Origin of the sequence: Mucilaginibacter rivuli, assembly GCF_019391655.1 — a bacterium.
Lineage (GTDB): Bacteria > Bacteroidota > Bacteroidia > Sphingobacteriales > Sphingobacteriaceae > Mucilaginibacter > Mucilaginibacter rivuli.
The window spans coordinates 30343-51491 of sequence record NZ_JAHXPQ010000004.1 but is presented as its reverse complement, the minus strand read 5'-3'; the positions used below and the strand labels follow the sequence as shown (position 1 = coordinate 51491).

The following is a 21149-nucleotide window of genomic DNA, read 5'->3' as shown; positions in this document are numbered from 1 at the left end:
AATTAGTTATTTAAAACAGAGCTATAAAAAGTAACATACTTAGCCGCAACTTCATATATACGATATTTATTGAGCGCCGGTTTTCTAAATTCCCGCATTTCTGCTTTTGAAGCATTAGCTGCTAAAGCTTCATCTATCTTCTCAATAAAGGCTTCTTTATCAAATGAACCGGGTATGTAGCATCCGGGCATTTCGGTACCTATTTCCCTGTGCGGCAATATTGGCGAAAGTACGCATGGCGTTCCGATAAAAAATGCTTCCAGCACGGTAATGGGTAAGCCTTCATAATGCGATGTATTTAAAAAGCAATCGCACCGGTCCATTAGCGAATATATTTCGGCAGGTACTTTAATACCCAGGTAGTGAATGTTGTTTACTGTTTTAAACGATATCAGATCCTGATCGGCAGTTTCTTCCAAAATCCCACATATCAAAAATGAAATATCCTTTCCCTCGTAATGTTTAGCAATAGCTACCGCTAAAGGGTAATTTTTTTGGTGTGATAATTTGCCTACCATTAACACCAACTTATGGGCCGGGTTTACTTTATAATCTTCAATAATTTTATTGGCGCTGTTATTTACAACGGGTAGCTTAATGCCGTTTTCAATAACAACCTTAGGGCAATTGCGCACTACGCTGGTTTGTAACGATGCCTGCGAGCAATAAATGGATGGCGTGTGTTTATTGGTAAGTAAAGTTTGTTTGTTCCACTCTTCGGGGGCGTTGTGTATGGTGGCTATATACTTGGCTTTAACCATGCCCAGCTTAAATACTTTTAAATATAAGGCTACAATTAAGTGCGTAAACTGCAGGTGGGTATTGATAATATCGGGACTGATGCTTTTTATGATCCGGCCCAGTAAAATAAAGCTTTTAAATATGCTGAAGTTTTTGCCTGGCTTTCTTTCTAAGGTAAAAACGGGTATGTTGTTTTCAGTTAGCTGTGTAGTTAAAAAGGTTTCGAATTGCGAATGATTGAATTTGTCTATCAGTACGATATATACATCATTGCCGGCCTTTTTTTGCTCAATAGCTAAGAGCACTACAAAAGTTTGTGCACCGCCGGCATACAAGTTTGCAATTACGTGGCAAATTCTCATGCCACAAAATAAACCTAATTATTGAACAATAAAAATGGAAAAGAATTAACTGATTATTAGGCCTGACTCACAAAAACCGGTTTAGTTTACAGTTACACCGTTATTTAAGATGTACCAATTGTTTGTCGTTTTATTGGTATTGCCTAATTTGTAAGTAGGGGCAATATCAGTTTTATTAACAAACAGGCCTACAGCAACGGTATAGTTGCCCGGGTTTACCCCGGCAAATGTTACGGCGCTTTGCTGTTTTACAACAGTATCAGATAACCATAACGATGGGTTAGCGCTATCCAACCATTGCTTTTGTACAACATTGCCTGCGCCATCCAACAAAGCGATGGCAGGGTAGCATGATTGATAAATATTGGTTACCCCTTTGTTGAGCACCTCGGTTTGTATAATATAAGGTGAGCCATTTTTTATTGCGGCGGGCAGGCTAACGCTTTTTAATACAAAGTGGTAACCAACACGGTTAGCAACCTGTGTGTATAGGTCCTTGTTGGCGGTGTACATTTCGGGGTCAAACTGGATGTAGCTTGGTTTACCAATTTCGATGTATTTGTTTAATGTATCGGGGCTCCAATAGCCTTCGGATGTTATCCAGGCGTAGTTTGCCGTGTACTCAAAAATTGCCGGGGCTTTGCCTGCGGCACGGGTACATTCGCTGCCGTTGGAGTATTTAAAAATTCCATCGCTGCGTATGCCTATACCATTTTGTACAGCCCAGTCATAATCGCCATTATAATCTGTTGTGCCCCATGGTGTAATTAACTGCGTGTTAGGGAATGCCGTTTTGTAAACCTGCAGGTGCTGGGTTAATAGCTGCTTGGCCGTGAGGGCTACACCATTAATTTCATAAGTATGTTGCTCGCCCCAGTTACCATATGAGCGGATATCAATAAAAGCTATATCCTTGCTTCCATTATACCGCTGCCCTAAAATTGTGATGAACTGATTAAGCTTTGCTAAAAAAATGGCATCGGTCCAAACGGGGATAACCTGGGTAAATAACTGGTTGGTTTCCCAATAAGTAGTTTGTATGGTACGGCTTTTTGCACCTGCGGTAAATACCCATTTTGGTGTTACATATTTCCCCTTATCGGGAGTGCTCATAGAGCGGGCAGTATTGGCGCACATTACACCAAAAGCGAACTTTTTACCGGCAGCCTTAAATTTTTGTATTTCGCTGTCAATCAAACTCCAGTTAAATACACCTTGTTGTGGCTCGATGTCGCTCCAATCGTATCTGCTGTAACCGGTGCTGATCTGGTCGGCGTAGGTACCGTCAAAATCCCAGTATTGTACAAAGCCTTTGCCGGGGTTAGTTATTAGTTCGGTACTCTCTGTTGGATAAACGGTTAGCGTAGTGCTGTCTGCGTTATAGCTTTGGGTAGAAAAACTTGCCTTACGTGCAAAATTTGGTGTATTAGCCTGTTCAGGATTTATTAATGTTGCTTTCTGGCAGGCGGTACCCAGTATCATTACCAGCAAATTTATCAATAGCATAGTGCGTTTCATGTGCTCCCGTTTTAATTAAGTAGGTTTAATTTTATACGGGAGTATGGTTTTAAGGTTACATCAATTTTTCATTTATGTATTGGTGTTTTGAGCTAAAATTAATTTGCTGTTCACTAACGAAATATTTTGTGATGAATAATCAACTATCTGTTGTTTGTTTTTCATCACCAGGGCCTCGTTAGTAATTAGATTCTCCATTTTATCTGTAAGGCTTTGCAGATCCTTATTGGTAAATGAAAAATTCTCTTTATCAAAACAGTATTCCAACAGGCCCGGGCAATCTGATACCAGCACCGGCAGGTTAAAGGCATAGCAAGTCATGATAACGCCGCTTTGCGTAGCATCAAAATATGGCAGTACACACAGGTCGGCATCGGTCATTATCTCGGCTAACTCTTCTAAACCGATAAAGTGATTACGTATTTCAATATTAGGTTGTGGGTTGTTATTTAAAAAGGGAGGCGCATAACCTTCATGTGCTTTACCGGCAATTACAAAGTTAATATCAGGGTTGGTTTTGCTGATATGCGCTGCTGCATCATAAAAAAGTTCAACGCCTTTGTAGGGCGATAAACGACCAAAAAAAACTATCTTTTTTGTTCGCACCTTTTTGGTTGGTATTTTAATATCCAGTTTCTGACTGGTGAATATCGGCATTTTAAAAGTTAACACCTTATTGGCGTAATCCGGGTAATGCTGTTTAAACAATCCTGCCGAAAACTCAGAATAAGTAATGAATTTTTGCAGGTACGGAAAGTACAGTTTATTGATAAGCTCGGTGCGCCCGCGGCCCTCGCCGGTATGTGGTTGCGGATCGTGAATGATGTAGTATATTTTTTTATTGCGAAGTTTTAGCAGAAGGTACCAATCGGCCAGGCTTAGTGTTTCAATAATATTCAAATCTGCTTTTAGCAATCCGGGGTTGTTACGCAAAAGCTTGTGCCAACCCAATGCGTTTTTATAACTGCTCTCTTTATGCTGTTCAAATTTGCAAAGCACGTTGGCGCCTTCAAAATAAGGGTTAAGCCTGTGGTATAGTTCGCCTTTCAGTACATCGCCAAGCTTCAAAGTTTTGTCAAGATGGGCTGCAGCATCTTCGTCACTAATGCCAAGGTAGCCTGCACTTTCGGGACTGATGATAATAATAACATTAAGATTTACCAGGTTTTTAAACTCGCGGATAAACTCTATCGAAATATCGAAAAACCAGGGCCTTGTTATATAGTTTACCGTTAACATACTGTTGTAAATTTATTCCCCTTTTAGGGATACCGAACGCCCGGTTTTCTCTTTTATAAAATTGAGTATCCTTTTGTCAGTGCCAATAATTGCAGCCAGTAATACTACCCAAAACAGGATGAAGAGCATGTAATTGTTAAGGTGGCCTGATAAAAAAACATAAGCCGAAAAACAGGCTATTACGGCAATATAACCGTAAGCTATCTCCAATACGGTAGCTACCTTGTTTTTCACCAAAATATAATCCTGTAAAAGGTGGAACACGATAAAGGATATAAATATGGAAAGGTTAATAACTGTGAGCGTTCGCCAAAACATAAAACCGCTTAATGCCAGGCCAACATTTACAAAAAGGCTTATTACGTTTAGCCACATGTCTTTCCGCTCCAGTTTTAATATAATGAGGATGTTTGCCTGCAATATAGCTGTAGGGAAAACCAGCATGGTTAAAAACATCTCTTTGGTATTGTAAGCAGCCTCGGGTTGTTTAGGGAAGGCCGCCATTACGATAGGATCAACAAATGAGTAAATAAAGGTAAAACTAAGGAAACCGTAAACAAGAAACAGTTTGAAAAATAATTGGTACAGTTTATTAAATTTCTCCATGCCATCTTCGCGGTATGAGCGCAATAGTTCGGCAAAGATGGTAGATGATACGATAACCGGAATCAACTCTGCTACTGAGAAAAATTTAAACGAAACCTCATATATATTCACGTTAAATACCGGCAGATATTTTGATATGAACACATTGCCAATACGCCAGTAAATAACCGATACGCTGCCAACAATAATAAAGGGCCAGTTAGCAAAAACAAGTTTTTTTACATAGTCCCAGCTTACATCACTAAAAAATATGGAGCTGAAGTTTGCCGATCCGGATGTGGATATCCGCAGGAAAAGGTTCAGGGTAAATATCCGTATCAGCACCAACACTACCGACATTTGGATGATGCTGTAAGGGTAAACGTATATTAGCACAGCTAACAAAACACGTAAAGCAGAATCAATAGTTAGTACCGTAAAAGTTTTGTTTTGTTCAAACTGCGCGATGTTAAGGTTGCGTATGGTATAAATAATATTATCGAAAATAATGTTTAGGCCAATGAGCACGCTTAGCAGCAATATCATCCGGTCATCATACAAAAAGTAGGTGATCGCTACGTTTGCAATGTAGAAGAAAACGCCCGAGTATATCTGTATCTTTAAAAATCGATTTAGGAACCCTTTCTGATCAGTTTCATCCGGCAGCTGGCGAATGAACCACTGCCCCAAACCCAAAGCCGAAAAGGATACCATCATTTGATAAAAATTATTGGCTACATAATAATTACCCAGGTCGTTTTTAGGAAAGTTGCAGTTAACAATAACAAAAAATACAATAAGCAAACCCTGCTGCCCAAATTGCGATGCAAGCCCCCATATACTATTTTTTAATACTCCCTTGCCTGCCATATCAATCTATCAGGATAAAACCCTTATCATACCTTTTTGAGTAGGCAATTAATACACAGGCAATGGTTGATATCAGTATCATGATACGGGTATCGCTAAAGGAATATACCGAGTAAAAGCCCAGCATCCAGGTAATGAGTGAAGCAATGAGGAATACGATATAAAAGTCTTTCACCTTTTTCAAAAATGTTTTTAAGCCCCTGTATATTGCCGAAAATATAAACATTAAAACACCAATTGTACCCAACAGGCCAAACTCGGCCAGGTATTTAAGGTAACCGCTTTCGGGGTGGTCAAAATAAACCTTTTCGCCGCCAACCAACCAATATTGATCTTTGGCGTGTACCTCAACATAGCTGGAATAGTTACTGATGCCTATACCGAACAAAGGGTGTTGAGTAAATATTTTTATGGCCACCTGCCAAATTTCGTTACGGGTATCATACGAATCTTTTAATGATTCGCCGCGATTAAATATAGCAAAATAGCTGCTGAACACAAATGCGAGCGCTACTACAACACCTGCACCGGCAATGGTAGCAAAGCGTACTTTATTATTGCTGAAGAAAGCGATAAACACGACACCTGCGGCAAGGCCCAATAATGCAGCCCTGCCACCTGTTAAAAAAAGCGATAGTACCGCGAATACCAGCAACGCGTATTTGTATTTGGTAAACTTTGGTGATGTGGGCGAATCAATAAGTGTAATAAAGCTAAGTGCCGATAAAAACTGCGCGAACTTTTGCGGATCCTGAAAAATACCGGGGTAACGTATGGCTTCGAAAGTAATGTTGGGATTATCGGTAACAAAGAGTGCGAAATTTAACCCAAGCCCAACCTGCAGGAAAACGAATATAATGGCTATGAGTAAATTTAATTTTAAGATGTCGATCACTTTGAACATAAAGCTATCGTCTTCCAAAACCTCAAATAACAACACGTGAATAAATATTATTATAGGAAGGAAACCAATAAGCCCGACCATAGCGTGGGCCATAAACTCGGATAATAGTGCACCCACAAACAGGCAGATAATAACGTACCACACCAAAGGATGACTATACTTGCTGAATATGGGTTTATTGCTGCGGAAAGAGTAGAAAAAATAAAAATAAGTGATAGCCTGGAATACGTTGTAAGTATGGTCGGGCGAATAAATGAGCGGGAAAAAGTACAAACAAAAAAGCACATAAGCCCTCGACGCGTTTTTAGCCCTGAACAGGTATATAAAAAACAGCAGGAATGTTATGTAGGGTAATACACCTAAAATTGCGCCTTTCAATGTGCTATTTATTTAGTTTTTATAGGGTTTAAACATATGCTGTTTTAATCCCTATTATTAAATAAATTACTAAAATCTTCTTAAAAAATCTTTTAATAATTTAATAAGATCAAATGGTTGTTTTATTTTAGGATAGTAGCCTTTTCCGTAATCGTACCCGGCCGGTTTTTCACGGATGCCATTAAATACGATGTTCATTTTATTAAGATCGTTGCTTTGGAATATCCTGTTGATGTATGGCAAAAACGCACGCTTGCTAAAGTTATGTCGTACCACATACAAGCATACACCGCTCAGCCCTGATAGTATAATAGCATCGGTAACCAGTTTTAATGGTGGCGAAATGATAATGATATCATCATAGTTTGAGCGCATCATCCTGATCATGTTTTCAAAATCAAGATGCTCTATCAACTCGGTTGGGTAATGGGTTACGTGCCCGTTAGATATTACATGCAGATCCGGGTGAACATGCGTTACCTGTACTATTTCTTTAAAGGTAGCCTCTTGTTTTAAATGATCGCTCAGCCCAACGCTTAGTTGCGGCAGATCGAATATTTTAGCTATCCGTTGCCTGCGCAGGTCAAGATCAATAATAATAACCTTACGCCCCGATACCGCTAATGATGCACCCAGGTTTGAACCTATGAACGCTTTACCCTCGCGTGCTACGGTTGATGTAATGAGCGTTACACGGCCTTTCTCGTTATTGTTATGCTGCAGCAATATTTTGGTGCGCAAAAATCTGAACTGCTCTTCAACCTCTACATCGCTTTGATCGAGTATGATGATCTGGTTGCGGGCATATACCGCGTTTACTTCGGCAACAATTGGTGCCTCAGTAGCATTTTCAATTTCTTTTCGGCTTGCTATGCAATCGTTAAACACCTGCCTGAACAACAGGAGCATTATAGGCAGCACCAGCCCGCCAATAAGAGCCATACCCAAAACCAGCATCTTATTTGGCCATTTTAACGGGCCGGCATAAGCACTGTCAATAATACGGGCATCGGCTATAGTTGAAGCATAGCTTAATGATATCTGTTCGCGATTTTTAAGCAGGTAGTTATACAGGTTTTCTAACAGGTTTTGCTGGCGCTGTATGCCAATAAACTCACGCTCTTGTGTGGGTATATTTCTTATGGCCTGGTCAAAACTTGATTTATAACCCTGTAGCTGTTCAAGCGTGCTGAGCAGCCCGGCCTTAACGTTGGTTATTTTTACACGGATGGCTGCTTTTGCAGCTTCTATCTGGCTGTTTATGGGGTCAAATATCGGGTTGTTTTCGGGAGTATTGGCCAGCATGCCATCGCGGTCGAGCTCAAGCATGGTGAGTTTTTCAACCAGGCTATTCAAGCCAGGGTCGTCAATACCAAAGGTTGAAGGAACACTTTTATTGTGCGCATTCGAGTTTACGTAATTTTCTATGGTGCCGGCAACCTGCAGCTTAACACGGGCTTCATTCAATCTGCGCACATTGTCCTGCTGGTCTTCCAGTGATACCCTCGATTTTGAGTTGATATCCGTTATGCCCCGGTTGCTCTTAAATACTTCGGCCTGGTGTTCAACACTATCCAGCTCAAGCGAAACGGTAGATATCCGGCTGTCAATAAACCTTAGTGTACTTTGCGTAATGCGGTTTTTATCGGCAATGGTAGCCAGGTTATAAACCGTAATAAGGTGGTTTAAAATATCTTTACCACGGTCGGGTATCTGCTCTGTTATGCTTAGCCCAATGGTGGGGGATTTTTTGTTGACGAGCGCTACCGTGATCTGTTTTTGATACTCGGTTATTACCGCATTAACATCGCGCAGCGACATCATGATCGAATTATCAAAATACTCACTGGCATGTGGCGTTACATCAAGCTTCCAGGTACCAAAATCGCTGTGTATAACTGTGCCAAACTTGTATTCTTTGTTGGCTACAGATTGCGCACCTTTTTTTTCGGTTAAGTAAAATGTAGTAGTATCCTTAATAAAGATAACAAAGTTTTTGCCTTCGATCTTCGGATTGGATGTAAGAAGGGTTATTTTAACCGGGCTTTTGCCATACAGGTTTTCTTTGGCTATTCTTTTATTTGATTGATAAGTGGCCCACAATTGCAGATCGTTAACTACCTGCGATATCAGGTTTCGCGATTTGATAACTTCAATTTCGTTATCAACCAGCTTATCCGTTTCAGATATATCCAACTCCTGTAAAACAGATGCGGCACGCGAGTTATTGGTAACCGTATTATCTTCTTTAATTAAAAGTTCGGCAGTTACATCATAAACAGGTTTGGCCAGCTTTAAATAAACCACCGCTACCGAAAATGTGAAAAGCAGCGCTAATAAAAATAACGGCCAGTGATATAAATACTTACTTATAGTTTCCCGGGGCTTAAATGAGTCGTCTTCGTTAAACGACCGCACCATGGGGTAATTATCTGTTTTTTTAGAATGCATATAATGCTATCTGTGTAAAGTAGAAAATACAATTGCTACAACCGACAGGGCCGAAATAATAATGGTTAAATTGCGTGCTCCCAAATCAACCAGTCCATATTTTGCCCTGTTAGGATCAACGTATATTTGATCGTTGCTTTTTAAATAGTAGTATGGCGATGTAAACAGCGCTTTTGATGTCAGGTCAATATTTACATATTCCCTGTTGCCGTTTTGTTCACGTATCAACAATACATTTTTGCGGTTAGCGGTAATGTTCAGGTCGCCTGCTAATGATAGCGCTTCCAATATAGTTATCCGCTCGTTTTGCACGGGGTAAACATTTGGCCGTTGCACATCGCCTAAAACTGATATTTTAAAATTGATAATACGTACGCTTACGGTAGCATCTTTTAAATAATTTGGCATGAGTTGCTTGGTTAACTGGTCGCGCAGGGCGGCGGTAGTTAAGCCGGAAACTTTTAATTTACCCAGGCTGGGGAACATAATGGTGCCATCATTATCAACCAGGTAACCAATAATGGGGTTGAGTGGATTATCGGGCGTATTGTCCGATGCGTTACCATTCATACGCGCCAGGTTATTGTTATATGGCGCGGCCGATTTTGGCTCTGCCGCGCTGATGAATATCCCTAAAATATCGTGTGGTTGTATGGTAACCTGTGTGGCGTTATCTATAGCTTCCTTGGCCGAACCCTTCAATTTAAGGTCCTGAAAATAAGGGATGGTTTTATATGTATTGCACGAAGAAAAAATAAGGCAGGCTATTATCAAATAGTACTTCTTAAATGCTTGATACATAAATTATTGCAATTATTAATATTGTTAAATTCCATCATGCTTTTGGGCGTTTTATTCTCAAAAGAAAACTCCACACCCAAAAAATTAAATAAAAGTAGGGATAGTTATATTAGAATGCTTTAAAACTTGCGTTAATGTTAAAAAATAGCCGATTGTTAAAAACTATAAGCTGGTTTGGGTAAATAAATTTTTTTTATGAAGTGAAACCATTAGTTTCGGAGTGTATATACTCCCGATATATGAAAATTATAATCACCTCGCCATCACTTAATGTTAATACCAATGTAAGCGGGGTTTCTTCTGTCGCGAATTTTATTATCAAGCTTAATCCTAAACACCGGTATATCCATTTTGAGGTGGGCAAAAAAGATGTGGATGCGCGGGGGCTAAAAATGATTTTCAGGATATTAATAATGTACATCAAGTGGTTTGCTTTAATGTTCACCCGGTTCGACCTCATCCATTTTAATTTCCCGGTTGACAGGCGTTCGGTTATACGTGATGTTCCGATGGTGATGCTTGCAAAGCTTTTTGGTAAACGTATGGTAATACACCTGCATGGTGGTGAGCTTTTGTTGAGTAACAATGTACCGGGCTGGCTTGACTTTTTGGTAAAGATCGCCTTATCGGGACGGCGGCCTATTATTTTTTTAAGCTCCGAAGAAAAGCATTTTATTACACAAAAATACAACTGCTATTGCTCCGAAACATTACCCAATGCCATTGATTTAACAGATGCCGAAAAATTTGAAAGAAAATATAGTGCTGATGAAATACCTACTCTGTTGTTTATAGGTAGAATAACCGGCGAAAAAGGAATAGCACAAATTTATGATGCACTTAAAATATTAAAAGAGCAAGGGCTCAATTTTAAATATGTTATGGCGGGCAAAGGCCCGGCGCAGGCAGAGTTTCATAAAAAATTTACCGACTTGCTGGGTGATAAATACGAGTTTAAAGGAATAGTAAGCGGAGATAGCAAAACCGAAACCTTTAAGCAATGCAATATATTTTTGTTGCCATCATATTATGAGGGTTTGCCTATTGCTTTACTCGAAGCGATGTCGTTCGGCTTGGTACCTGTTACTACCGATGTTGGCGCTATGAAAACAGTAGTGGTAACCGGGACTACAGGGATAATTGTCGGCGTAAAATCAACTGAGGATATAGTAGCCGCGGTAAACAAACTTGCAGCAGATAAATTGTACATGAAAAAGATAAGCAAAAACGCTAAAAAATTGGTGCGTGTTGCCTATAATCCACACAAATACATTGAAATGCTGAATAACGTATATCAGTATGAATAAGATCCTGAACTTTCATTTGGTTAATGATATGGCTTGGTTTGAAAAAACCATCATCCTGATCAAATCAAAATATAACATGGTAAGTATTGATACGCTCGATGAATACTACCAGGGTAAAATTAAGCTAAAAAACGCCTGCCATATTACCGTTGATGATGGCGATGAAACCTTTTACAGGATCATTTACCCGGTTTTAAAAAAGCATAATATACCGGCATCATTGTACGTTTCGCCAAAAATATTTAACGAACAAATTAACTATTGGTTTCAGGAAATAGAGGGTTATGATTTTGATATCGTAAAAAAAATAGTTGCCGAAATGACCAACACCCCCGTTGATAAACTGGCACCTTATTCTGTTTGGGATATTATGAAGGTAATGCAGGTAAGCACCATACACGATATTTTAACAGAATACCGAAAGCGTACCAACACCCCGCTAAAGCCTTATCAAAACATGAGCATTGCCGAGCTTAGGGAAGTTGACCAACAGGGCCTGGTTACCATTGGCGGGCACACCATGAACCATCCGATATTAATGAACGAAAGCGATGAAAGCAGCCACTATGAAATATCAAACTCCATAAACGAACTCGCCAAACTATTGGGGCACCCGGTTAAATGCTTCTCATACCCTAACGGTATTCCAGGTTATGATTTTACCGACCGTGAGTGCGATACCCTGAAACGAAATGGCATTACACTAACCTTCTCAACCGAAGCACGTGATTTTTCGGATAAAGACAATGTTTATAAAATACCACGCATAGGCGTATCCAACAGCGAAGGCCAGCTGTTTTTAAAAGCCAAATTATTTTTAGGGCCGGTATGGCTTATCCTGAAAAAGCTGAAACCAAGCGGCGAGTATGTTAACCGTGTGCAGATAAAAAAGATAATAGGTAACCAGTAAGCTATTTAAAGCTTTATCTATAATTTAAATATCCAACTCCAATAAAACCGGGCAATGATCGGAGTGCCGCGCCTCTGATAGTATGGCCGCGCGTTTAATATGCGGTTCGAGTGCTGTGGTTGCCATATTATAATCAATACGCCAGCCTAAGTTTTTAGCTCTTGAGTTTGCACGGAAACTCCACCAGGTATAATTGTGTGGTTCCTGATTTAAATGACGGAAGGTATCTACAAAACCCGATTGGATAAAGTTTTCCATCCACTGGCGCTCTTCCGGCAAAAAGCCCGATGAGTTAGCATTTGATTTTGGGTTATGGATATCAATAGGGCGATGGCAAATATTATAATCGCCACAGACAACTAATTTAGGATAAGCCCATTTTAGCTGGTTAAGGTATTCGCCAAACTCATCTAAAAAGCGGAATTTAAAAACCTGGCGCTCATCGCCGCTTGACCCTGATGGGAAATAAACGCTCATTACCGACACTTCCTCAAAATCAACACGGATGCAACGGCCTTCGCGGTCAAAATCGGCAATGCCGCAACCGTACTCAACATGTATTGGCTTCTGTTTGCAGAAGATGGCCGTACCGCTATATCCCTTTTTTTCGGCCGGGAACCAGTAATGCTGGTAGCCCATTTGCTCAACCAATAACAGGTCGGTCAATACATCGGGGGTAGCCTTAATTTCCTGCAGGCAAACTACATCAGCATCGGTAGCTTGCAACCACGAGAACCAGTTTTTAGTAATTGCCGAGCGTATGCCGTTAACGTTGTAGGTGATGATCTTCATGCCGGGTAGTGGGTAATAATTTGAATGCCGAATATCGAATTTTTATTTGGATCTCTCAATCAGTAACCAACATTCATTGCAATCCAAGTATCTTATCTAACTGCTTACACTCCCTTTTGCTTAATAGTTCTACCGTCATCGGTATATCCTGTAAAGGGCGGTTACGCGGGTCTTTACGTACCGCGGTAATACGGTCAACCATATCAAGGCCTGTTACTACTTCGCCATAGGCAGTATATAAACGATCAAGCTGCGGTGTGCCGCCAACTGTTTTATACATTTCACGCTGCGATGCCGGGATCTTATAATTCATACCTGCGTAGCGGGGTAGTTTCTCTACCTTATCTAAGGTAGAATCGGTATATCGTTTACCCTCAACAATATAAAACTGCGAAGAGCTTGATGCTTTTTCCGGGTTATCATCACGTGCGGCAGCCAGTACGCCACGTTTGTGAAAAATACTGTCGCGAAACTCCGCGTCCACTTTATATTTCAGTCCGCCGTTACCCAACTCAACACCTGGTTTGGCACCTTTTGAATCCGGGTCGCCGCCCTGTATCATAAAATCCTGGATAACCCGGTGAAACAAAGTGCCATCATAAAAATGAGATTTAGCTAATTTAATGAAGTTATCGCGGTGCTTTGGGGTTTCGTTATACAGGCGGATGATACAAATACCATAGCTGGTTTTAATACGAACATATTGGTTTTTTGGACCACCGGCATACACGGCAGAAAAAACAGTTAGTAACAAGATCAGCGTAAATATTCTCTTCATGTTTCTTTATCAGGATAAAACTTCGTCAAAATAATCAATTATGAGCGATTTGAGGATCATCTCCTGCTCAAGCAAGGTATAAGGCGGTATGGCGTTAACCAGTTTCCAATGCGGCCAGCCATCCTGGTCCAGTCCTTCTAACTCATAAAAACCCAATTTACTAAATAGTTTGCAATTGGCAATATGCATCAGTTCTTCTTTTTGGCGTTTACTGAATTTGCCCGGCCCCTGGCCAAGCTCTTGTACACCAATTAAAAATAGCATTACTTTTATATCGGGTGTATCGGTATCAAAATCAGTGGCAAGTCGTTCTTGCAGCTCTTTATATCTTTTATTTACTTCAGCTGGGGTCATTCAGCAAATATAAGGTTTATGCAGGCAACCACGGCCCGGCCCTTTATATTCCATCACATCATTGTTACGCAAGTATGACACTGTATAAAAACCAATTTTCAGGTAATCTGCTATATTTGTTAACGTTTTTATACTGACAGGCTAAAAGCAATGTTATTTTGATTTAATAACATTCATAAAAAAACAATTTTGCAAAGGGCTTTGTTGCCTTACAAATGAAGAACCGTTTACGCCATATCACTTACTCCTGGATCGTACTGATCTGCTTTGCTGTAGGGCAGGTTACGGCTTTTTCGCACCAACACCTGGCGGTTATTAAATCGCATTCATCTCTTTCAAAACAAACAACATCAGGACAAACCGTAAAAGAGAAATGTTATGTGTGCGATGCAATGCACCACACCAGCATGGCTGTTTTTACTGATGTTACCCCCATTATTTACGTAACTACCGTTGATACCCAATATACCCGTGAACACGATTATAAAGGTATTGCTTTAATCCTCTCGGCCGATCGTGGGCCTCCTGTTGCCTGATCTTATTTTTTTATTTACAAAAACCGTTTAACACATTATTATGATGGGTTAACACTGTACGGAATTAATCAGGCATTTTATCATCTAACTATAACACATGAAAAGTAAAATATTCATATTACTGTATATATTTTTATTACAGGTAGCATTTGTTAATGCTGCCACGACCTCCCCATTGTCGGGCGAGGCAGGCAATGGCACTTTAAGTGGCAAAATAACCGACAAAAAAGACGGATCGCCGCTGATAGGCGTAGCTATATACGTACCCGACTTGAAAATTGGAGCTACTACCAATGCCGAAGGAAAATATATTTTAACGCATCTGCCAAAAGGCATTTATTTAGTACAACTTACCTATGTAGGTTATGGTGCAATTAACCAAAAAGTTGATTTTTCGAAAACAAGCGTGCTGGATTTTGAAATGGAAACTTCATCGATAGAGATAGCCGAAGTAATGGTAACAGGTGTAAGCCGCGCTACCGAAATTAAGCGCAGCCCTATACCCCTGGTGGCAATAAGCAAAACGGTTATTGATGAGCACGCCGCCGCAGGTAATATTATCGACCAGATAGCCAACCTGCCTGGCGTGAGTGCCGTTACTACCGGGCCCAATGTATCAAAACCGTTTATACATGGTTTGGGCTATAACCGCGTGGTTACTTTGCAGGATGGTATTCGCCAGGAAGGCCAGCAATGGGGCGATGAGCATGGCGTTGAGGTTGACCAAAACTCGATAGAGCGTGTGGAAGTAATAAAAGGGCCTGCCAGTTTAGGCTACGGGTCGGATGCTATTGGCGGGGTAGTTAACCTCATCACAGCTTCGCCGGTTGCCGATGGAACTGTAAAAGGATCTGTGCAGGGTGTATATGGTACCAACAATGGGTTAGTTAGCGGCTCAATTAACCTGCAGGGCAACAGCAATGGTTTTGTATGGGGTACTGTTCTGTCGTCTAAGGCAGCTATAGATTACCAGAACCAGCACGACGGCCGTGTTTACGCTACTAACTTTAAAGAAAATGATGCACGTATAATGTTAGGCCTGACAAAAAACTGGGGCTATTCTTATTTAAATGCATCAATATTTGATGATGAGCAGGCGATTCCCGACGGCAGTCGCGATTCGGTGAGCCGCCAGTTTACCAAACAGGTTACCGAAGCTGATCTGAGCAGGCCCATAGTTAATTATGCCGATCTGAACGGGTATGCTATACCTGTGCTGCACCAGCATGTGCAGTTATACCGCATTTATAATAACAGCAGTTTTAGTGTGGGCGATGGTAATATATTGCTTAACCTGGGTTACCAGTACAGCCACCGCCGTGAGTATACGCACCCCGAAGATGCAGCTATCCCGGGCTTAAACTTGCAGTTAACCACGTTTACTTACGATACCAAGTACAACTTTAATATTGCAAAGGAGTACGAAACATCGGTAGGAGTAAACGGAATGTACCAAACCAACTCCTTAGGTTATAGTACAGATTTTCCAATACCGGCATATCACCAGTTTGATATTGGCCCGTTCTTTATTGTTAAAAAGAGCTTTGGCGATTTAGATTTGGTGACAGGCGCGAGGTATGATAGCCGTTCGTTTACCGGTGACCCTGCTTATATTGATACCTTATCATCAAAATACACTACATTGTATACCGGAGCTAACCCAACAACAGCTACAGGTGTGGTAAAACAGTTTGATGCCTTAAGTAAAAACTTCTCAGGGTTTTCGGGAAGCTTTGGCGCTACATATAATTTCTCGAAGAAATTTTTGCTGAAGGCCAACATAGCCCGTGGTTTCAGGGCGCCGAGTATTGCAGAGCTTTCTGCCAATGGCCCTGATCCGGGTTCGCAGATCTATCACGTGGGTAACAGTAATTTCCAGCCGGAGTTTAGCGTGCAGGAAGATTTTGGCGCGTTTTTAACCTTGCCAATGTTAAGCCTTAGTGCCGAATTATTTAATAACGATATCTCCAACTACATTTTTCAGCAGCAGGTGCTGGATGCAACAGGCGCGTCTGTTATTACAAACGGGTATAACACCTTTACTTATGTACAAACCAAGGCCCGTATTTATGGCGGCGAGTTGAACATGGATATACATCCCTACAAATGGTTGCATTTTGAAAACTCGCTTAGCTTAACGTATGGCCAAAATTTAGGCTCGGGCGGTAATGTTGCCGATAGCTTAAAATACCTGCCTTTTATTCCACCGTTACATACACACTCGGAGCTGCGTGGTAACTTTGCCAAAGGTTTTGGGTTTTTCAAAAACTTTTATGCCGAAATTGGCTTTGATCATTTTAACGCGCAAGACAGGTTTTTTGCTGCTTACGGTACTGAAACCTACACTGCCGGTTATAACCTGATAAGCGCTGGCGTAGGTGCCAATATTGTAAACACAGCCGGTAATCCTATCCTCAAAATATTTATTGAAGGCACCAACCTTGGCGATGTAAATTATCAATCGAACATGAGCCGGTTAAAATATTTTGATAATGCCAATGGCGCCGGGCCGGGTGTACAGCCAGGCATATTTAATATGGGCCGTAATGTGAGTTTTAAAGTTATTGTGCCTTTTGATTTTACAGCTAAGGCAAAAAAATCTTAACCATAACGTTTTAATAAGAAAAGCCACCCAAAAGGTGGCTTTTCTTATTTTATATAGTCTCTGTCAGACCATGGCGTGACGGGTGTGCTTTTACATCTTCACTTCTGCAACTTTTATCTGGGCCGGGTCGGTAACAACAATCTCGGCTTTGCCTTTATAATCAACCAGTGTCCCGGTAACGGTAATGGTTTTATCTTTAAAGGTATCTGCAGGATTTTCTTTAAATTTTTTAAGATCATCACCTTTTATGACTATAGTGAGCGGGCTATCAGGAAATTTGGCGCCTACGTTTAAAAATACGATGGACGACTGATCCAGGAACCTGGCGCTAAAAACTTTCGAGGAAATGGTTACGTTTTCGCCGATATGCTTGGCGGCATCGGCAGCGGCGATGGTTGTTTGCGAAAATGCTTTTACCGATGCGAATGCGATGAACAGGATGATGCTTAATTTTTTCATGTGTCAATTATCTGTTTGTTAAATGTAGTATCATTTTGCACAAAAGCAAAATGCTTTAACGGCAGTTTTTGCGGTTAGGTATATTTCCTTATCTTTCGTTTATAATTATATATAAACTGTGTTAGTTAAAACCTTCGGAAGCGCCGTTTACGGCATACAGGCCACTACCATTACTGTTGAGGTAAATATTTTGCCGGGCACTAAATATTTTATTGTTGGCTTACCCGATAACGCTATTAAAGAAAGTTATTTCCGTATTGAGTCGGCGCTAAAAAATTGTAACTATAAAATGCCGCGCCAACAGGTAGTGGTTAATATGGCTCCTGCCGATGTGCGCAAAGAAGGCTCGGCATATGATCTTACCATTGCCACCGCGGTAATGGCTGCATCGGGGCAGATAGAAACCGAAGAACTTGATAAATACCTCATTATGGGTGAGCTTTCGCTGGATGGAAGTTTGCAGCCCATAAGGGGTGCTTTGCCTATTGCCATACAAGCCCGAAAGGAAGGTTTTAAGGGTTTCATCCTGCCAAAGCAAAACGCGCGCGAAGCCGCAATTGTAAGCGACCTTGATGTTTATGGTGTGGAAAGTATTAAAGAGGTGGTCGACTTTTTTAATGGGGACGCGGTACTGCGCCCAACCGTAGTAAATACCCGCGAAGAGTTTTTTGACAGCATTAACAATTATGATAGCGATTTTAATGAAGTACGCGGCCAGGAGAATATCAAACGCGCTTTAGAGATAGCCGCTGCGGGCGGGCATAACGTGATATTGATCGGCCCGCCTGGAGCGGGGAAGACCATGCTTGCGCGAAGATTGCCGTCAATATTGCCGCCATTAAGTTTGCAGGAAAGTTTAGAGACCACCAAGATACACTCAGTGGCAGGTAAACTGGCCACTACCGATGCGCTGGTTACCGTGAGGCCCTTCCGCGCGCCGCACCATACCATTAGCGATGTGGCTTTGGTTGGTGGCGGCAGCAACCCGCAGCCCGGCGAAATTTCGCTGGCGCATAATGGCGTGCTGTTTTTGGATGAGTTGCCCGAGTTTAAACGTACCGTTTTAGAAGTAATGCGGCAACCTTTAGAAGAGCGTAAAGTAACTGTGAGCCGTGCCAGATTATCAGTTGAATATCCGAGTAGTTTGATGTTAATCGCCAGTATGAATCCTTGCCCTTGCGGATACTACAACCACCCGGAAAAAGAGTGCGTGTGCCCGCCGGGTGTGGTGCAGAAATACCTGAGCAAAATATCGGGGCCATTATTGGATCGTATCGATCTGCATGTAGAGGTAACCCCAGTAAACTTTGACGAGCTATCATCAGACCGTCCCGCCGAAAAAAGTGAGGTGATACGCGAGCGCGTGATCAAGGCCCGGGATATACAAATAGCCCGTTTTGGCAGCGGGCAGGATGGCCTGCACAGCAACGCCCAGATGAGCACCAAAATGGTGCGTGAACTTTGCCAGATCAGTACCGCCGGGCAAACGTTGCTCAAAAAAGCGATGGAGAAACTGGGCCTGAGCGCAAGGGCTTATGACCGTATTTTGAAAGTAGCACGCACCATTGCCGACTTAGCGGGTAGCGAGGAAATACTATTAGAGCATTTAGCTGAAGCGATACATTACAGGAGTTTGGATAGGGAAAATTGGGCGGGGTAGTTTTGATGGTGCGGTGATAACACCGACCATAGGCTGAAATTTTAGATAAAAGAATAATTTTATGACTATGAAAGATAAGATATCGATGATTTTATTCTTGTGTGTTTTTTTTCTTAAGTGTACGTGGGGGACAAGTGTTGACCACCAGAATAAGTTTTCGAACATAACTGAAATAAAAATCATTAATCGTACCACCAATAAATTTGTAAAAAGGGATACCACTTTAACTAAGCATGATGATTTAGAGAAAATAGTCGGCCAACTAAAACAAATGAAAGGCGTACCTAATGTGAATGGGAAAAAAAACTTTGGTTTTTTTGAACTAGTACTGTCATATTCGGACCAGAAGTCAGATACTTTTGAAGTTGTGTATACTGCCTATGACGGAGTTATCATTTTTGATGAAAACAAAAACCTCAGCTATAAAAATGATGAATTAGAAGATCTCATGCTCCAATATTTAAAATAAACTTTCAAAAAGTGGTCTTTAAGCTTTATTTGCGACCAGCAGTGAGCCGTGACAAGTGACAAAATTGAATTATCCACTCAGCTTGTGGTCGGTATGTAGTCGGAGACTACATGCATATTCGTCCGAAGTTTGGAAACTTCGGACAACGGGAGAGCGAGGAGATATTGTTAGAGCATTTGGCTGAGCCAATACATTACCGGAGTTTGGATAGGGAGAATTGGGCAGGGTAGGTGGTAAGCCGGAAGCTTAAATATTTAAGGTCGAAGTTGAAACCTTCGACCAGTGGGGTTAAGATAATTTTTATGTTAAAATACCTATTTATATTAATTTATTCGTCTATTTCTAAAAGTATAGATGTTTCGAATAGAGCTAGTAGAGCTTATGCGCTTGTATCTTATTTATTGTCTTTTTGGATAATTAACATTTTAATCATAATTTATATCATTTTCGATTTAAAGAACAAAATACAAGTGGTAAATAATGTTTTAATTTGCATTATCGCACTCCTTATTTTCATGCCTACGTATTTTTTTTGTGAAAAGCATTTCAATACCCATGGCAGAGGAAAAAAGATTATTACGATATATGAATCTTATAGCGATATGAAAAAGAAACCGGTTTGTTTAATGGCTTTGTTACTCATGATTAGTTCTATAGCTATATTCATTTATTTGGGATTGTCTTTTTAAAAAAAGAAATGCTAATACCACGTAGGGAAAATCAAAAGCGGCTTTAGTACACGAAATAATGAGAAGCCGAATAAGCTCTCCAGCCTGTGGTCGGTGTTATCACCGCACCACTAATACACTGTCAAATATGCTCCATATAATGAGTGATCAAGCCCGTGTCATCAATATTATTAATGTAATAACCTGCCGAAGAATAAACGTACTCTTCCGCATGTTGGCACAAGTTTTTCCGGACAGGGTTATGGTGAATATAATCTAATTTTTGCTCCAACAACGACCTGTTGTACATAGTCGATTTGTATGGCCTGCGTTCCCAAAATTGGTATTCCCTGTCGTTTTGTGTGCTTTTGTAATACTGCAAAGTTTCCTTATCGTCAGCTTGCAAACTAAATTTTAGTTGTTGCCCGGTGAACTTAGAAAAATGTTGTTGCACATTCTTATCTACCCATGCATCTTGTTTGCACCATATATATGAACGTGATTTGGCATGATCACATAACCGTAAAGCCATATCCGGTTGTTAGTCACCAAAAACCGCAAGCTGTCTAAGATGATATTTTTGTGCTTTTCAGATTGTAGCAATGGTTGCCAGTTTAAACAGGTGGCTGTGTAAAATTCAATGCCGGTATTCATAAAGCAAGATACAAACTTTGTGGTAATGTGGTGCGGTGATAACACCGACCACAGGCTGTGGGTGAAATATCGTCAAATGCTAAAGGCCAACCTTACGGCCGGCCTTTA

Annotated in this window: 18 protein-coding genes; 6 read left to right on the top strand and 12 right to left on the bottom strand. The window is 40.9% G+C overall.

Features of this window, described 5'->3' with window-relative positions:
* Positions 1–2: 2 nt before the first annotated feature.
* The 7 genes from KXQ82_RS10105 to KXQ82_RS10075 all read right to left on the bottom strand — a co-directional run bounded on the left by KXQ82_RS10105 (position 3) and on the right by KXQ82_RS10075 (position 9849).
* On the bottom strand, positions 3–1103 hold the full coding sequence (locus tag KXQ82_RS10105) for a glycosyltransferase family 4 protein (RefSeq protein ID WP_219488136.1): 1101 nt from the start codon (positions 1101–1103) through the stop codon (positions 3–5).
* An 81-nt stretch (positions 1104–1184) separates the two neighbouring features.
* Positions 1185–2621, bottom strand: coding sequence for a DUF4832 domain-containing protein (locus KXQ82_RS10100; RefSeq protein ID WP_219488134.1), 1437 nt, complete (start codon positions 2619–2621; stop codon positions 1185–1187).
* Between the two features lie 72 nt (positions 2622–2693).
* Positions 2694–3860: a glycosyltransferase family 4 protein gene (locus tag KXQ82_RS10095; RefSeq protein ID WP_219488133.1), complete on the bottom strand. Its 1167-nt coding sequence runs from the start codon at positions 3858–3860 to the stop codon at positions 2694–2696.
* A gap of 12 nt (positions 3861–3872) precedes the next feature.
* On the bottom strand, positions 3873–5315 hold the full coding sequence (locus KXQ82_RS10090) for an oligosaccharide flippase family protein (protein ID WP_219488131.1): 1443 nt from the start codon (positions 5313–5315) through the stop codon (positions 3873–3875).
* A 1-nt stretch (position 5316) separates the two neighbouring features.
* Positions 5317–6597 carry an O-antigen ligase family protein gene (locus KXQ82_RS10085; protein ID WP_219488129.1) on the bottom strand — a complete coding sequence of 427 codons (1281 nt, stop codon included), beginning with the start codon at positions 6595–6597 and terminating at the stop codon, positions 5317–5319.
* 69 nt (positions 6598–6666) lie between these two features.
* Positions 6667–9048, bottom strand: a complete 2382-nt coding sequence (locus tag KXQ82_RS10080; RefSeq protein WP_219488127.1) for a GumC family protein — start codon at positions 9046–9048, stop codon at positions 6667–6669.
* Between the two features lie 6 nt (positions 9049–9054).
* Positions 9055–9849 (bottom strand): polysaccharide biosynthesis/export family protein, encoded by a 795-nt coding sequence (locus KXQ82_RS10075; protein ID WP_219488125.1) that lies wholly within the window; start codon positions 9847–9849, stop codon positions 9055–9057.
* 239 nt (positions 9850–10088) lie between these two features.
* Between KXQ82_RS10075 and KXQ82_RS10070 the strand changes: the two genes are divergently transcribed.
* Positions 10089–11156, top strand: coding sequence for a glycosyltransferase family 4 protein (locus KXQ82_RS10070; RefSeq protein WP_219488123.1), 1068 nt, complete (start codon positions 10089–10091; stop codon positions 11154–11156).
* On the top strand, positions 11149–12066 hold the full coding sequence (locus KXQ82_RS10065) for a polysaccharide deacetylase family protein (RefSeq protein ID WP_219488121.1): 918 nt from the start codon (positions 11149–11151) through the stop codon (positions 12064–12066). The genes KXQ82_RS10070 and KXQ82_RS10065 overlap by 8 nt, the downstream gene beginning before the upstream one ends.
* 24 nt (positions 12067–12090) lie before the next feature.
* On the opposite strand, the gene KXQ82_RS10060 is transcribed toward KXQ82_RS10065, so the two are convergent.
* The 3 genes from KXQ82_RS10060 to KXQ82_RS10050 form a co-directional block, all read right to left on the bottom strand.
* Positions 12091–12858: an exodeoxyribonuclease III gene (locus KXQ82_RS10060; RefSeq protein WP_219488119.1), complete on the bottom strand. Its 768-nt coding sequence runs from the start codon at positions 12856–12858 to the stop codon at positions 12091–12093.
* 73 nt (positions 12859–12931) lie between these two features.
* Positions 12932–13636, bottom strand: a complete 705-nt coding sequence (locus tag KXQ82_RS10055) for a peptidylprolyl isomerase (RefSeq protein ID WP_219488117.1) — start codon at positions 13634–13636, stop codon at positions 12932–12934.
* Positions 13637–13645: 9 nt separating this feature from the next.
* Positions 13646–13990: a hypothetical protein gene (locus KXQ82_RS10050; RefSeq protein ID WP_219488116.1), complete on the bottom strand. Its 345-nt coding sequence runs from the start codon at positions 13988–13990 to the stop codon at positions 13646–13648.
* Between the two features lie 215 nt (positions 13991–14205).
* Between KXQ82_RS10050 and KXQ82_RS10045 the strand changes: the two genes are divergently transcribed.
* Both KXQ82_RS10045 and KXQ82_RS10040 read left to right on the top strand, forming a co-directional pair.
* Positions 14206–14526, top strand: a complete 321-nt coding sequence (locus KXQ82_RS10045; RefSeq protein ID WP_219488115.1) for a hypothetical protein — start codon at positions 14206–14208, stop codon at positions 14524–14526.
* Positions 14527–14623: 97 nt separating this feature from the next.
* The gene (locus KXQ82_RS10040) at positions 14624–17131 is read left to right on the top strand and encodes a TonB-dependent receptor (protein ID WP_219488114.1); all 2508 of its coding nucleotides are present in this window, start codon (positions 14624–14626) and stop codon (positions 17129–17131) included.
* A 90-nt stretch (positions 17132–17221) separates the two neighbouring features.
* On the opposite strand, the gene KXQ82_RS10035 is transcribed toward KXQ82_RS10040, so the two are convergent.
* Positions 17222–17590, bottom strand: a complete 369-nt coding sequence (locus tag KXQ82_RS10035; protein ID WP_219488113.1) for a hypothetical protein — start codon at positions 17588–17590, stop codon at positions 17222–17224.
* Positions 17591–17708: 118 nt separating this feature from the next.
* Here KXQ82_RS10035 and KXQ82_RS10030 point away from each other — a divergent pair, with 118 nt between their 5' ends.
* Positions 17709–19250, top strand: a complete 1542-nt coding sequence (locus tag KXQ82_RS10030; protein WP_219488112.1) for a YifB family Mg chelatase-like AAA ATPase — start codon at positions 17709–17711, stop codon at positions 19248–19250.
* Positions 19251–19317: 67 nt separating this feature from the next.
* Complete coding sequence (locus KXQ82_RS10025) at positions 19318–19719, top strand: hypothetical protein (RefSeq protein ID WP_219488111.1); 402 nt, start codon at positions 19318–19320, stop codon at positions 19717–19719.
* Between the two features lie 810 nt (positions 19720–20529).
* On the opposite strand, the gene KXQ82_RS10020 is transcribed toward KXQ82_RS10025, so the two are convergent.
* Positions 20530–20919 carry a hypothetical protein gene (locus tag KXQ82_RS10020; protein ID WP_219488110.1) on the bottom strand — a complete coding sequence of 130 codons (390 nt, stop codon included), beginning with the start codon at positions 20917–20919 and terminating at the stop codon, positions 20530–20532.
* Positions 20920–21149: the final 230 nt, after the last annotated feature.

What these genes read in the sequence shown, in the direction of transcription:
- KXQ82_RS10105 (WP_219488136.1), bottom strand. Translation starts at nt 1,103, where the DNA reads ATGAGAATTTGCCACGTAATTGCAAACTTGTATGCCGGCGGTGCACAA.
- KXQ82_RS10100 (WP_219488134.1), bottom strand. Translation starts at nt 2,621, where the DNA reads ATGAAACGCACTATGCTATTGATAAATTTGCTGGTAATGATACTGGGT.
- KXQ82_RS10095 (WP_219488133.1), bottom strand. Translation starts at nt 3,860, where the DNA reads ATGTTAACGGTAAACTATATAACAAGGCCCTGGTTTTTCGATATTTCG.
- KXQ82_RS10090 (WP_219488131.1), bottom strand. Translation starts at nt 5,315, where the DNA reads ATGGCAGGCAAGGGAGTATTAAAAAATAGTATATGGGGGCTTGCATCG.
- KXQ82_RS10080 (WP_219488127.1), bottom strand. Translation starts at nt 9,048, where the DNA reads ATGCATTCTAAAAAAACAGATAATTACCCCATGGTGCGGTCGTTTAAC.
- KXQ82_RS10075 (WP_219488125.1), bottom strand. Translation starts at nt 9,849, where the DNA reads ATGTATCAAGCATTTAAGAAGTACTATTTGATAATAGCCTGCCTTATT.
- KXQ82_RS10070 (WP_219488123.1), top strand. Translation starts at nt 10,089, where the DNA reads ATGAAAATTATAATCACCTCGCCATCACTTAATGTTAATACCAATGTA.
- KXQ82_RS10065 (WP_219488121.1), top strand. Translation starts at nt 11,149, where the DNA reads ATGAATAAGATCCTGAACTTTCATTTGGTTAATGATATGGCTTGGTTT.
- KXQ82_RS10060 (WP_219488119.1), bottom strand. Translation starts at nt 12,858, where the DNA reads ATGAAGATCATCACCTACAACGTTAACGGCATACGCTCGGCAATTACT.
- KXQ82_RS10055 (WP_219488117.1), bottom strand. Translation starts at nt 13,636, where the DNA reads ATGAAGAGAATATTTACGCTGATCTTGTTACTAACTGTTTTTTCTGCC.
- KXQ82_RS10050 (WP_219488116.1), bottom strand. Translation starts at nt 13,990, where the DNA reads ATGACCCCAGCTGAAGTAAATAAAAGATATAAAGAGCTGCAAGAACGA.
- KXQ82_RS10045 (WP_219488115.1), top strand. Translation starts at nt 14,206, where the DNA reads ATGAAGAACCGTTTACGCCATATCACTTACTCCTGGATCGTACTGATC.
- KXQ82_RS10040 (WP_219488114.1), top strand. Translation starts at nt 14,624, where the DNA reads ATGAAAAGTAAAATATTCATATTACTGTATATATTTTTATTACAGGTA.
- KXQ82_RS10035 (WP_219488113.1), bottom strand. Translation starts at nt 17,590, where the DNA reads ATGAAAAAATTAAGCATCATCCTGTTCATCGCATTCGCATCGGTAAAA.
- KXQ82_RS10025 (WP_219488111.1), top strand. Translation starts at nt 19,318, where the DNA reads ATGAAAGATAAGATATCGATGATTTTATTCTTGTGTGTTTTTTTTCTT.
- KXQ82_RS10020 (WP_219488110.1), bottom strand. Translation starts at nt 20,919, where the DNA reads ATGGCTTTACGGTTATGTGATCATGCCAAATCACGTTCATATATATGG.